Source organism: Rhizobium sp. 01T417 (assembly GCF_056398905.1).
On record NZ_JBFTQH010000006.1, the window covers coordinates 113,108 to 125,531 of the forward strand.

Annotated in this window: 12 protein-coding genes; 5 read left to right on the forward strand and 7 right to left on the reverse strand. The window is 60.0% G+C overall.

Annotated features, from left to right (window positions below; translation table 11 throughout):
• Nucleotides 1–6 precede the first annotated feature (6 nt).
• Nucleotides 7–1,242, reverse strand: a complete 1,236-nt coding sequence (locus AC1DPR_RS08935; protein ID WP_018856031.1) for an extracellular solute-binding protein — start codon at nt 1,240–1,242, stop codon at nt 7–9.
• A 223-nt stretch (nt 1,243–1,465) separates the two neighbouring features.
• Between AC1DPR_RS08935 and AC1DPR_RS08940 the strand changes: the two genes are divergently transcribed.
• Nucleotides 1,466–2,671, forward strand: a complete 1,206-nt coding sequence (locus AC1DPR_RS08940; protein WP_477816149.1) for an ROK family transcriptional regulator — start codon at nt 1,466–1,468, stop codon at nt 2,669–2,671.
• Between the two features lie 6 nt (nt 2,672–2,677).
• On the opposite strand, the gene AC1DPR_RS08945 is transcribed toward AC1DPR_RS08940, so the two are convergent.
• The 4 genes from AC1DPR_RS08945 to AC1DPR_RS08960 all read right to left on the reverse strand — a co-directional run bounded on the left by AC1DPR_RS08945 (nt 2,678) and on the right by AC1DPR_RS08960 (nt 5,068).
• Nucleotides 2,678–3,163: a cupin domain-containing protein gene (locus tag AC1DPR_RS08945; RefSeq protein ID WP_018856033.1), complete on the reverse strand. Its 486-nt coding sequence runs from the start codon at nt 3,161–3,163 to the stop codon at nt 2,678–2,680.
• Nucleotides 3,164–3,215: 52 nt separating this feature from the next.
• Nucleotides 3,216–3,548, reverse strand: coding sequence for a chaperone modulator CbpM (locus AC1DPR_RS08950; RefSeq protein WP_018856034.1), 333 nt, complete (start codon nt 3,546–3,548; stop codon nt 3,216–3,218).
• A 2-nt stretch (nt 3,549–3,550) separates the two neighbouring features.
• Entirely contained in the window at nt 3,551–4,465 is a 915-nt protein-coding gene (locus AC1DPR_RS08955) for a DnaJ C-terminal domain-containing protein (RefSeq protein ID WP_025660666.1), read from the reverse strand.
• Between the two features lie 96 nt (nt 4,466–4,561).
• The gene (locus AC1DPR_RS08960; RefSeq protein WP_062369021.1) at nt 4,562–5,068 is read right to left on the reverse strand and encodes a hypothetical protein; all 507 of its coding nucleotides are present in this window, start codon (nt 5,066–5,068) and stop codon (nt 4,562–4,564) included.
• Between the two features lie 224 nt (nt 5,069–5,292).
• On the opposite strand from AC1DPR_RS08960, the gene AC1DPR_RS08965 reads away from it, so the two are divergent.
• The 4 genes from AC1DPR_RS08965 to AC1DPR_RS08980 all read left to right on the forward strand — a co-directional run bounded on the left by AC1DPR_RS08965 (nt 5,293) and on the right by AC1DPR_RS08980 (nt 10,293).
• On the forward strand, nt 5,293–6,378 hold the full coding sequence (locus AC1DPR_RS08965; RefSeq protein ID WP_477816150.1) for a patatin-like phospholipase family protein: 1,086 nt from the start codon (nt 5,293–5,295) through the stop codon (nt 6,376–6,378).
• Nucleotides 6,379–6,401: 23 nt separating this feature from the next.
• Complete coding sequence (locus AC1DPR_RS08970; protein WP_477816151.1) at nt 6,402–7,856, forward strand: GntP family permease; 1,455 nt, start codon at nt 6,402–6,404, stop codon at nt 7,854–7,856.
• A gap of 198 nt (nt 7,857–8,054) precedes the next feature.
• Nucleotides 8,055–8,822: an SDR family oxidoreductase gene (locus tag AC1DPR_RS08975; protein ID WP_477816152.1), complete on the forward strand. Its 768-nt coding sequence runs from the start codon at nt 8,055–8,057 to the stop codon at nt 8,820–8,822.
• 553 nt (nt 8,823–9,375) lie between these two features.
• Nucleotides 9,376–10,293: an MBL fold metallo-hydrolase gene (locus tag AC1DPR_RS08980; protein ID WP_477816153.1), complete on the forward strand. Its 918-nt coding sequence runs from the start codon at nt 9,376–9,378 to the stop codon at nt 10,291–10,293.
• Nucleotides 10,294–10,814: 521 nt separating this feature from the next.
• Here the strand turns inward: AC1DPR_RS08980 and AC1DPR_RS08985 are convergent.
• Nucleotides 10,815–11,375, reverse strand: coding sequence for a hypothetical protein (locus AC1DPR_RS08985; RefSeq protein WP_477816154.1), 561 nt, complete (start codon nt 11,373–11,375; stop codon nt 10,815–10,817).
• 20 nt (nt 11,376–11,395) lie between these two features.
• Entirely contained in the window at nt 11,396–12,088 is a 693-nt protein-coding gene (locus AC1DPR_RS08990) for a hypothetical protein (RefSeq protein ID WP_477816155.1), read from the reverse strand.
• Nucleotides 12,089–12,424: the final 336 nt, after the last annotated feature.

A 12,424-nucleotide genomic window follows, 5' to 3' on the forward strand; every position in this document is an offset into this window, starting at 1 on the left:
CATCGCTTAGAGACCGCTGTTGTCGGCAGCCGACTTCAGGGCGTCCTCCGGCGAAGACTGGCCGAGCAGGGATTCCTGGATCGCCTGCTGCAGAGCCGTGGAAAGCTCCTGATACTTCGGCGTGGTCGGGCGCGGATACATCGCGGCAAGACCGACCTTGGCCGCAGCGATCAGTTCTTCCTGGCCCTTCGTCACGGCCGGATCCTGATAAGACGATGCCCAGATCGGCAGGCTGAGCTTGGCATACTGGTTCTGCGTCGGCTGCGAGGTCATGAAGGTGACGTACTTCCAGGCCTCATCCGGATGCTTGCTGGCCGTGGTGACACCAAGACCCATCGAGCCGTTGACGGCCGAGGCTTCGCTCTTGCCCGCGACACCCGGAGCCGGGACAACGCCGACCTTGCCCGCGACCTTGCTGTCCTTCGGGTCGTTCGCCATGTTGTACATGTAGGTCCAGTTCAGCGCAAAAGCAGCATCGCCGTTCTGGAAGACCTTTCGCACATCCTCTTCCAGGAATTCCTTGGAGTTCGGGTTGGTCAGGCCGGATTTGTAGCTGGAAACCATATAGTTCAGCGCGTCGAGACCGCCGCCACTCTGGAAGGCCGGCTTGCCGTCCTTCAGGAAATCGCCCTTGTAGGCGCTGACGAGCGTCGTGTAATCGCAGATCGCGGCTTCGGCCTGCGACCAGCTCCAGGCGATCGGCGTTGCGAGAAGGCCCTTGTCCTTGATCGTCTTTGCCTGCTCGGCCAGTTCGTCCCAGGTCTTCGGCGGTGACTTTATGCCGGCCTTTTCGAGGATTTCCTTGTTGTAGAACAAATACTTGGTGTCGAGGATCCACGGCATCCCGTAGTACTTGCCGTCATACTGAACGGTCGTCCATGCACCAGGAAGGACACCCTTCTTCATATCGTCGGTGATGCGCGCGGTGACGTCGACGAGGACATTGTTGGTCGCGTATTCGGCAGGCCAGATCACGTCGAAGAGGACGACGTCGTAACCGCCGGACCCCTGAGCGAGCACCGTCTTGTCGTGCAGGCCTTCGTAAGGCACGAACTCGAGATTGACCTTGACGTCGGGGTTTGCCTTGGAAAATGCATCCGTCATGGCACGGACGTCGGCCTCGCTATAGGCCGCTTGTGCCATAAACAGCGCATTGATCGTCGTTTCGGCAAAGGCGTGCGGCGCGAAAGATGCGCCGATCAGTGCTGCGCCAAGCAGCGTCTTGTTCAGGGATTTCAACATTCCAGCCTCCAGTTTTTTGACATTCACCCGTTTGTCCGAAGGCGGCTGTCGTCGCCATCGGTTGTTGAAAAGGCGCCGGTTAGCCGGCTGCCGGATTCGGAGCGTCGTCAGAGCCGCTTTCGGACCCTTTTGCGTTCCCTGGAACTCTTTGGTTCCTTATTAAGTCAATTGTCTTGACTTATTTCTTCTTCAATATTCTACTGCTGTCAAGAGGGAATTCGGAATGAACGAAGCGCGCCCGATACGGGCAAAAGCAGGCACCAATCATGAAGGCACAAGCGCCCATAACCGGCGGGTGATGATGGATGCCCTGAGAGTGAATGGAGCACTCTCGCGAGCAGACCTGGCGCGCGCCACCAAGCTCACCAAACAGACCGTGTCGAACATCATCGACGAACTCGAACAGGAAGGGCTGGTCACCGCGCAGGAAGCTGTTCGCAAGGGCAGGGGACAGCCGTCGACGCCCTATCGTCTGGTGCCGGAAGGGGCGTTTGCGATCGGGCTGCAGATCGATCGTCACATAACCCGGGCCATAGCTGTCGACCTTGTCGGCAATATACGCACGCGGGCCGAGGCGAACCTGCCTCCCGACGGGCCGTCGCGCGGTGCAACCGTAATTCTCGAACTTATCGAGAAGGTTCGCCGTGACCTTGCCGGCCTCGTTGCTCAATCGGAGCGGCGGCTCGTTGGCCTGGGCGCGGCGATGCCTGGCCCGTTCGGGATCGAGGCGACGGGTGACGATCCCTGGATGATGGCCGCCTGGCAAAAGTTTCCGCTATTGGAAACGCTGGCGGCGGGCACGGGTCTTGGCGTTCGTCTGCAAAACGATGCGGCCGCATGCGCAACGGCTGAGCGGATGGTTGGCGCCGCCCATGGGCTCGACCATGCCGTTTGTCTCTATCTCGGCTACGGTATCGGTGCTGGTCTGATCCTCGGCGGGGAACTCTACAGCGGTGCAAACGGCAATGCGGGCGAAATCGGCATGGCGCTGCTTTCGGCAAGCGGCAGCCCGACGCCACTCGAGCATCGTGCCTCGCTCGCCTCGCTCTACCAGCACCTGACGATCGACCCGGCGGATCCAGGCGTCTATGCGATGGTGAACGAACTGGCGCTGAAGAATGATGCGAGAATACAGAGCTGGATCGAAGAAGCCGTGATGGATCTTCGCTGGAGCGTACATCTGATCGAATCGATCTTCGATCCGCAAACCGTGATTCTCTGCGGCGGTGCGCCTGAAGCCCTGGCGCGACGTCTGGTCGAGGCGATGCACCCTCTGCCGCCATCGATCGCCGATCGCCGTGGCCGGGTCATTCCTCGCTTCCAGCTTGGAATGACTGATCCCTGGGCCGTTGCGCTTGGCGCTGCCGCCGACCCGATCAGCCGCGCTTTCGACCCGAGCTTTGCGGCCATTCTCAAGGGTTCGCTGTAAAAGCGCTCATGCGCGATGGATCGGGTCGATCCATAAAACATCTTCCGGCTGTTCGACCGGTTCGATATCGAGATTGACGACGACCGGTTCCTGGCCGGAGCGCACAAGAACACATTCGAGCGTCTCGTCGCGGCTGGCATTGATCTCTTGATGGGGAACGTAAGGCGGCACGTAGATGAAATCACCGGGACCGGCCTCTGCCGTGAATTCGAGGTGGTCGCCCCAGCGCATGCGTGCCTTCCCTTTCACCACATAGATGATGCTCTCGAGATCCCCGTGGTGATGGGCGCCGGTCTTCGCATTCGCATGGATGGTCACGGTGCCGGCCCATATTTTCTCCGCCCCGGCACGCGCATGGTTGATCGCCGTCGCTCGGTTCATCCCTGGGGTCTGGGCGGTATTGGGATCGAGGGAATTACCCGGAATGACCTTCACGCCATGCTCGCGCCAGTCGATCGGATGGTGGTCGTGATCATGCGGAACCTCGGTCATTGCATCTCCTTCCGGCAATCAGGTCGTTGCCATCCTGTTCCCTGGCCATGTACTAAAGGCGGTGGATGCCGGAGAGCTCATCGAGCTTGCCGCGCAGTCTGCGCTTTACCTCCTCGTCCTGCCCTTCCATGGCGGCGAGCATTTCGCGAAGCGTTCCGCGCAGTCCATGGATCTGATCGATGAGATCCATGATCAGATCGACGCCGGCATCGTTGACACCCATGTCACGCGTCAGGTCGAGGATAAGCTGCGCCCGCGCGACATCGGTGTCGCGAAAATCGCGAGTGCCGTCACGTGTCTGAGGCAGCAGCCATCCCTGCTCGACCCACACCTCTAACACCCTCACGTCGATTTTAAGAAAACGGCGGAATTCAAGATCATCCATGGCTATTCTCCCATGCCCTTTCTCGGATCCTGCTCGTCGCCAGCTGTCCAGCCGGTCATGAAATCGGTCAGCTGCTGATCCGGTCCGTTCGGCAGCACGATTTTCAGAGAGATGTAGATGTCTCCAGCACTGCCGTCTTTCTTCGGAACGCCCTTGCCCTTCAGGCGCAAAACCTTCCCGGTGTTGGAGTGCGGCGGCAATGTGAGGTTGACCGGACCTGACGGCGTCGGCGCGCGCACCTTGCCGCCGAGCACGGCCTCGCGCAGCGTAATCGGCAGGTCGAAGCGAATGTCGTCGCCGTCACGAACATAGAAGCGATGCGGACGCACGCGAATTTCGACAAGCGCATCTCCCGGCCGGCCGCCGCCAATACCGGCCTCGCCTTTGCCGCGCAGTCTGAGCGTCTGGCCGTCGCGCGTGCCAGGCGGTATCTGCAGGTCGAGCGCCGGCCCGTCCGGCAAACGGATCTGGGTCTTCGTGCCGTTGACGGCATCGAGGAAATCGACCTCCATCGAATACTGCCGGTTCTGGCCCTGTGCATGGAAATCGCCTCCGCGTGTTCGTCGCGAAAAGAAGCTCGAGAAAATATCGTCGCTGTCGCCGAAGTCGGCATAGCCCGCGCTGTTGTGATAAGGGTTGCCGGCGTTTCCTGCAGAGGCATAGTCGCGATAGTAGTGGCGCGGCGCCTGCTCGGCACCGGTCATGTCGATCTCGCCGCGGTCAAAGCGCCCGCGCTTTTCTTCATCGCTCAGCAGCTCGTAGGCAGCGGAAATTTCCTTGAAGCGGTCCTCGGCCTTCTTGTCGCCGGGATTGAGATCGGGGTGAAGTTTCTTGGCGAGCTTACGAAATGCGCTTTGAATGTCTTTCTGCGTGGCGTCCTTCTTCACGCCGAGAAGCTCGTATGGATCGCGGCTCATGCATATCTCCGGTTCAGCCGGCGAAATCACCGGCATTTTGCCATCTATATAGGTTTGCGCGGCTGCTCCGACGAGAGGTTGTATCGGCCTCGGCACCTAATCGCGCTGCAGGTTGATCTCACTGGTCACCACCTGCTGGCCGGATGCCGGATCCTTGTCGACCGTTCGAATGCGGATCGCATTGGCATCGACACGCTGGATGGTCATGTTGGCGCTGCGGTCACCGTTTATCACCTTTGACCAGCGCACCGCGAGATTGATGGCGTCGCCGCGGCGGCTTCCCTGAAGACCGGATACGCCACCGGACGGACCGACGTAACGACCGGCATACTGTGTTCCGGTGACCGTGATATTGGCTGACACCGGTCGTGTGATAACGATCATCCCGCGGCAGGTCCCCTTCATCGAAAGCGCCTCGCCACTCGCCTGGGATGTGAAATTGCAACTCAGGTTGATCGGGGACGAGGAGGTCGTGCGTTTCATCATGCCTCCACCCGTCCAATCGCCAGCAAGCGACTGGAGGAAAGGCGCCTCGTCGGCATATGCGAAGCCGGTGACCAGCCAGAACAGCGCGGCCACAGCAGCATGTCGGCAGCACTTCATGACGTCCTCCCCTTGGAGATGATCAGGAATGCCTCAGAATGCTTGAAAGTTCCTCATACTGCAGGAACTCGGCCAAAATGTCCCAACGCGGTGGGTTAACGCAAGCGAATTCCTCTTGGTCTTGAGGTCCGACCTTATCGAGCGAAATTCTTGTCAGTTGAGAACTGCTATTGCTGCACTGCAATAATCGCCATATGGTAGAGACGCTGAACTCGGAGGTCCAAATGCCGCCAAGACCTTACAGCAATGCCCGTGCCACGCGATCCGATCGCGATCCGATCGCAATTGATCTGGCGCTTCAGGGAGGTGGCGCGCACGGCGCATTCACCTGGGGTGTGATCGAACGGCTCTTCGATGAGTCCTGGCTGGAGATTTCAAGCATAACCGGCACCTCGGCCGGCGCAATGAACGCGGTGGTCCTTGCACATGGCTATGCGCTGGATGGTCGAGAGGGCGCGAAGGTGGCTCTCGAGGCATTTTGGGCCCGGGTCAGCGACGTTGCGCGGTTCAGCCCGTTTCAGCGAACGGCGTTTGACGTGATGACCGGTAACTGGTCGCTTGACCACTCGCCTGCCTATCTCTTCTTCGACCTTATGAGCCGCTTGTTTTCGCCCTATGAGATCAATCCGACCAACATCAATCCGCTCCGCGACATCCTCGAGGAGAGCGTGGATTTCGAGGCCTTGAAGCGCTCCGAGATCAAACTGTTTGTCAATGCCACGAACGTGCGAACCGGGCTGCCGAGGGTGTTTCGCAACGACGAACTGAGTGCCGACGCCGTGCTGGCTTCGGCATGCCTGCCGATGCTGCACCAGGCGATCGAAATAGACGGTGATCCCTACTGGGACGGTGGGTTTTCGGGAAATCCGCTGCTTACGCCGGTCGTCCGGGAGAGTGCGGCACGCGACATTTTGCTTGTTCAGGTCAATCCCGTAGAGCGCGCGGGAGTTCCAAGGACTGCACGTGAAATTCTCAATCGCATCAACGAGATCTCCTTTAACTCCAGCCTGAAGAAGGAATTGCGAGCGATGGCCATACTCCAGCGGATGCTTTCGGAAAGTGGCGTTGCGCCGGATGAAATCGCCTGGGCGAAGGAATGGTCAAGCATACGTCTCCATCGAATTGCAACGCCACCGCGCATGGTGGAACTCAGCGCGTCATCCAAGATGAACGGCGAGTGGGAGTTTCTTTCGATGTTGCGGCAGGAAGGGCGCGAGACCGCGCAAGAATTTCTCGCCAGCCATGGCACGGATATTGGAAAGCGGGCGAGCTTTGACATCGAAAGCCTGCTCGATACCGTCCTGCAATAGACGTCAGAGCGCAAAGCAACGTCATGGATATTGTTGGCGTCCTTATCGCTCTTGGTGTTCTCGTCGCGCTCGCTTACCGCGGCTGGAGCATCCTTCTTCTCGCACCCCTTTGTGCCCTGCTTGCCGCACTGTTGGCTGGCCAGCCGTTGCTTGCCAGCTGGACGCAGACTTTCATGCGCAACGCGGCGGATTTCATTGCCCAGTTCTTCCCGATTTTTCTGCTTGGCGCTCTTTTCGGCAAGCTCATGGAAGCCAGTGGTTCGGTTGAGGCAATTGCCGTGAAGATGACCGAGACGCTCGGGGCAGGACGAGCCATATTCGCCGTCGTGCTTGCTGGCGCCTTCGTGACATATGGCGGCGTCAGCCTGTTTGTCGCTTTCTTCGTCCTTGCTCCAATGGGGCATGCTCTCTTCAAGGCGGCCGACATTCCGCACCGGCTCATGCCGGCAGCAATCGCCCTTGGAACATCCACCTTCACCATGTCTGCCATGCCGGGCACGCCGGCGATCCAGAATGCGATCCCGATGCCATTTTTTGGCACCAATCCGTTTGCTGCCCCCGGGCTCGGCGTCATCGCCTCGGCGGTCATGCTTGGTTTCGGCATGTGGTGGCTGCAGAGGGCGCGGCGAAAGGCGAAGCTGGCAGGGGAGACCTATCGCTACGCTGGCTTGACGGCCTCTGATGCCATTTCAAATGACGACAGGATGCGGGAGCGTGGCGCAGTCGCGCATGACTTCGATCCGGGTGAAATTGCGCGCGGCGGTCATGCGGCGATGCGACCAGGCTTTTTGATCGCAGCGCTGCCGCTGGTGGTCGTCGTTGCGACCAATCTGGTGATGACGTTCGCCGTTTTGCCGCGTATCGACGCGCATTATCTGGCGGAAACTGCGTGGGGCTCAACCACACTTTCAGCGGTTGCGGGTGTCTGGTCGGTGATTGTGGCATTGACGGCGGGCATCGTGGCGCTGCTCGTTACCAACTTTGACCGCGTTCCTGGTCTCCGTTCGATCATCGATGCCGGCGTCAACGCGGCTGTCCTGCCGATCATGAGCGTTGCCAGCCTTGTCGGCTTCGGCGCCGTCGTGGCTGCTCTCCCTGCATTCGAGACGGTGAAGGTCTGGGTCCTGGGCATCGAGGGAGGGCCACTGGTCTCCCTTGCGATTGCGACGAATATCCTTGCTGCATTGACCGGTTCGGCGTCAGGCGGGCTGACGATCGCGCTCGATGCCCTGGGGCCGACCTACATGGAAATTGCCCACCAGACGGGTCTTGATCCCGAACTGATGCACCGGGTTGCGGTCATCGGCGCCGGTACGCTGGACAGCTTGCCGCACAACGGTGCTGTCGTGACGCTCCTTTCTGTCTGTGGTGTCTCGCATAAGGATGGTTACCTTGATCTCGCCATGGCCGCCATCGCAAGCGCCCTTGTTGCGCTGGTCGTCGTCATCACGCTCGGAACTGTTGTCGGATCGTTCTGACCAGCTGCGACACCACATCCGGGAGTGCGTGGCTGCATCCACGCGATCGCGACGATAGACGGGCGGACGCCGGTGCCTCTATCGGCTCTGGGCGTCAAGGTGTACTCAGGACAACAGGCTGTACCGACTAGACAGAGCTCCGCTTCAGCCGGTTCGGGCGGGTGCGCATGTCGAACAAGAGACACTGGAGAGTACATGATGGGTTTTCCGCTTTTCGATCTCAGCGGCAGGCGAGCATTGGTAACCGGCTCGTCACAAGGCATTGGCTTTGCGTTGGCCAAGGGGCTTGCCGAGCATGGCGCATCCGTCGTGCTGAACGGGCGCGATGCGTTAAAGCTTGAGGCGGCCGCGAAGGCTCTGCGGGAGGCCGGTTACGATGTTGCTGTGAATGCCTTTGATGTGACCGATGCTGACGCAGTCAAACATGGCATCGACGAGATCGAGAGCGCCATTGGTCCAATCGATATTCTCATCAACAATGCGGGAATGCAGTTTCGCACGTCGCTGGAGGATTTTCCCGCCGATCGCTGGGAGCAGCTGCTGAAAACCAACATCTCCAGCATCTTCTATGTCGGGCAGGCCGTTGCCCGGCACATGATCACGCGCGGCGCAGGAAAGATCATCAACATCGCCTCCGTCCAAAGCGAACTCGCTCGTCCGGGCATTGCCCCGTACACCGCCACCAAGGGCGCTGTGAAAAACCTGACCCGCGGTATGTGCGCCGACTGGGCCAAGTTCGGAATCCAGGTGAATGCCCTCGCGCCGGGCTATTTCAAGACGCCGCTCAATCAGGCTCTCGTTGATAACGAGGAGTTCTCCTCATGGCTTCAAAAGCGCACGCCTGCCGCCCGCTGGGGTGAGGTGGATGAACTGATCGGCGCGGCGGTCTTCCTGTCCGGGAAAGGATCATCCTTTGTCAACGGACACACTCTCTATGTCGACGGTGGCATCACGACCTGCCTCTAGTGATGCCTATCGCCGTTGCAGCCCGCTCAAATCAGGTTCAACGCTATGAGGCGCGTCTGCCCAGTGGCAGCGAGTACGAGAAATACAGCGGAGCGGCGGCCCTCGGATTTCAGAGCCTCAATGGGTCGGACAAATTCACCGGGCGGGTCCAACCGGCCCATTCTGCACGTCCGCAAATACGGTTCCGGGTCGTATGCCTTGCCGAGTGTTCGCGCGCGGTTTGTCTGGCCGCGGAATAGTGAAATTCAATTGTAGCGTGCCGTCCTTCGACGTGCCAGGCCGTGGCTCGTGGCCGCTGGGTGGTGTGCCTTGCACCCTTCGGCAGGCAAGGGCACCTACGCCTTCAGACCACAATGTTCACCACCAAATCTTCGCAACCGTCCTCCCCATGCACAGGCTGCCCTGTCCTCAGGTGTAGCTCGACCGCCAATACGCTTCGACCTAGCGTCCGCTACGGGCTCGGGACCGACATGTCTCGATCACGCAAAAACAGGAGCACACCATGTCACAGGCAGAAGCAGAGAGCCGCAGGATTGGGCGGGAGGAGGCGAACATGACCCAGAACAACCCCTCACAACCCGCCAGAGCACGGTCCGAAGAGTTGGTCCCGTCGCGCTACGCGGTGCGGGTCGGCGAGATTGACGTGCTGGTTATCAGCGATGGGGTACTGCCGCTCCCAACCGCGATGTTGGGACATAACGCCGACCCTGCCGTCCGAGCTGGCTGGCTCGACGATATGTTCCTGCCGCAGGACGCTTTCGACTGGTCGCTGAATGCGGTTCTTGTGCGTAGTGGCGGGCAGACCATACTCATCGACGCTGGACTGGGATTGGACCCGGACTTGAACTTGCCGCGGGCAGGGCAGTTGGCCAAGCGACTGGAGGCGGCTGGCATCGATCTTGGATCCGTCACCGACATCGTGCTGACCCACATGCACATGGACCACGTTGGCGGGCTGCTCGTCGACGGGGTGAAGGAACGGCTGCGGCCGGACCTGCGGATCCACGTGGCGGCCGCCGAGGTCAAATTCTGGGAGGCGCCCGATTTCTCCCGCGTCTCGATGCCGCCGGGGTTCCCGGACGCGCTTCGGGCGGCGGCCAAGCGGTTCACCGAAGAATACCGCAGCCATCTGCGGCTGTTCGATGAGGAGCAAGAGGTGGCGCCGGGCGTGGTCGCCACACGTACCGGCGGCCACACCCCCGGGCATTGCGTGGTTCGCGTGGCGTCCGGCGGTGATCGGCTGATGTTTGCCGGCGACGCCGTGTTTGCGGTCGGGTTCGAACACCCCGACTGGTATAACGGTTTCGAACACGACCCAGAAGAGGCGGCCCGCGTCCGGGTCCGACTTTTGCGGGAGCTGGCGGAGACCGGCGCACAGCTCGTTGCCACGCACCTGCCGTTCCCGTCCGTCGGCCATGTGGCGGTTGATGGCGATGCTTTCCGCTGGGTCCCGGCCTTCTGGGACTACTGACCGCCTGGGGCGACCATTCCGCGTAGGCGCCTCGTCGACCGAGCGCCCATGCGTAAACGGTCGAACCTGCACTGGAAAAAACCGACTGGGCTCTTGATGGGCCTGGTCGCTGCAGCAGTCGAAGGCAGCAAAAATGTCCCAAATGAAATGCGCCGGCCGCTAGCCGGTACCGCACCGCGCCTCTCGCCTTACGAGGGATACATCTGCCGCGGCTTCAAGAGGGCTACTCCGTTTTCACTACATGGACAGTTTTGGCAAAATGGCTCCATAATGAACTCGAGGGAACGAATGGCCTGGGGACGTCCGTATGGAATCGGTTTCTATCGCGTTGGTCGATGATCATCCATTAATGCTGGCAGGTTTGGTGGATCTATTTAAACTGAACGAGGATTTCACGGTGGCGGCGACGGGAAGCAAGGCCAGCGACGTTCTCAAGATCAACGCGGAAATCCGCCCGGACGTATTCGTGGTCGACCGAATGGATGCAGTCGCGGGACCGCATGGGGCCGATGGGACAGGTCTCATTGGTTGGCATCGAAGGCCGCACCGAGATCGCCGCTGGCGTCGCTGGTTGCTTGCAAAGGCTCGTTCGCCAGCTGCTGAGGCATGCTTGGCTGCTGGGCGGACAGGTCAGGCAGTTGCTCAACCGACGGGACGCTGGGCTCTACCGCCACCGGCACCATGCAGAATCCATAGGGCTTGGATATCAGCCTATTGTTGACGAAGAGGCCCGCGTTCCAGCTATCAAATCGGCCAGCTTGAAGGCTAACGCGCTGAGGTGAGCCGGGGGCAACCGATATGACGTAACGGGGATCGGGACCATAGGTGTAGTTCCGGCCACCGTTAGGGGACGTCGAGATATACCAGTACGGCTGTCCACCGTTTAGATGGCGGATTTCCTCGTTGCCCTTGTAGAAGGCGGTTTCGACCGCTCTCGGGTTGCCGGGCTCGACGGCCAGGTTATACCCGATAGCCTCGCCGGTCTTCTTGGAAACGAATCCACAAAGAACAATGTCTTGGGCACTGGCAGCACTAACGCAACTTCCGACTGCGATAGCTGCGGTAAGCAAGGTCCTGATCAAGTTCGTAGCTCCTTTGGTGATCATCGCAGTTCGGAACCATGGAAGGGAACGAGGACTGTGTTGTCCCAACTCTTCAAATCTCTCGCGTCCAGCCGCTTTCCGTCGCGGCTCCCGGTCAGTAGCAACTTGGCGAGGACAGGATCAGGAGTCCCTACTTCCTTCATGACCCGCGCAAGCTCGACGGATGCGGCCATCGTGGCTTCCGTCTCATTGCCATCGATCGCCAGAGTGTGAACGTAGAGGGCCCCCGAGGGTATCCTCTTGCCATCCTTAGTGCCGCCGACCTCGACGATGCGTGTAGTGGCGGCTGCGAACATCACCACGCAGGATGACGCACAGACCGATCCCGCACGGACCACTACTGTCGTGGGTATGCCTTTGATCCGGGCCGATAGTATCCCTGCCGCAATCTGGCGCGCAGCGTATACGTTGCCGCCGGGTGTATCGACGAGCAAAATCACGCCTGCATCCGTGAGTTGGGTTCTCTTGACCTCGCTGACAGCGGTCCTGAACTTGGTTTCGTCACCAAACTCGATAGGACCGGATATTGCGACGGTATCGAAGTCGACCTTCCGATAATCGGCACTATTCGCCGGCACAGCAGCGAGAAAACTCGCCGCCGCGATTGCGATTGCGGTTAACTCTCGCATTGTGATTTCCTTTTCCGCGGCCACCTCATCGTCGGGCGGTCTCGCTCGAATTGCCGTGGCCATCACGACAACCCGCATATAAGAAGCATCCAGAACCTCAGGTTGCCGCTGGACGCCAATTACTTGCTGCTACATGCCAACACGCTGACGCACGTAGCTACCGGCACAGCAGGTAAGAAGGGCGGCAGAATAGGGGTGGTGATCTTAAATTCGAGGTATGCGAATTGGGCAGCCAACAGCTATGGCGCAACAGCCACGGAACGAGAGCATTCGGCTATTCGGATTTCGTGTGGGACCGCCCTCTCGCGAGGACATGCCCACGAGATGGGCGCTAAGCTATCAAAAATAGGTGCCCAGACGTAGCGACGTGTCCCGTGCGAAGCCCTAGGCCGGCCAGCA

Coding starts and splice junctions, on each gene's coding strand:
- AC1DPR_RS08935 (WP_018856031.1), bottom strand. CDS start 1,242: ATGTTGAAATCCCTGAACAAGACGCTGCTTGGCGCAGCACTGATCGGC.
- AC1DPR_RS08940 (WP_477816149.1), top strand. CDS start 1,466: ATGAACGAAGCGCGCCCGATACGGGCAAAAGCAGGCACCAATCATGAA.
- AC1DPR_RS08945 (WP_018856033.1), bottom strand. CDS start 3,163: ATGACCGAGGTTCCGCATGATCACGACCACCATCCGATCGACTGGCGC.
- AC1DPR_RS08950 (WP_018856034.1), bottom strand. CDS start 3,548: ATGGATGATCTTGAATTCCGCCGTTTTCTTAAAATCGACGTGAGGGTG.
- AC1DPR_RS08955 (WP_025660666.1), bottom strand. CDS start 4,465: ATGAGCCGCGATCCATACGAGCTTCTCGGCGTGAAGAAGGACGCCACG.
- AC1DPR_RS08960 (WP_062369021.1), bottom strand. CDS start 5,068: ATGAAGTGCTGCCGACATGCTGCTGTGGCCGCGCTGTTCTGGCTGGTC.
- AC1DPR_RS08965 (WP_477816150.1), top strand. CDS start 5,293: ATGCCGCCAAGACCTTACAGCAATGCCCGTGCCACGCGATCCGATCGC.
- AC1DPR_RS08970 (WP_477816151.1), top strand. CDS start 6,402: ATGGATATTGTTGGCGTCCTTATCGCTCTTGGTGTTCTCGTCGCGCTC.
- AC1DPR_RS08975 (WP_477816152.1), top strand. CDS start 8,055: ATGGGTTTTCCGCTTTTCGATCTCAGCGGCAGGCGAGCATTGGTAACC.
- AC1DPR_RS08980 (WP_477816153.1), top strand. CDS start 9,376: ATGACCCAGAACAACCCCTCACAACCCGCCAGAGCACGGTCCGAAGAG.
- AC1DPR_RS08990 (WP_477816155.1), bottom strand. CDS start 12,088: ATGGCCACGGCAATTCGAGCGAGACCGCCCGACGATGAGGTGGCCGCG.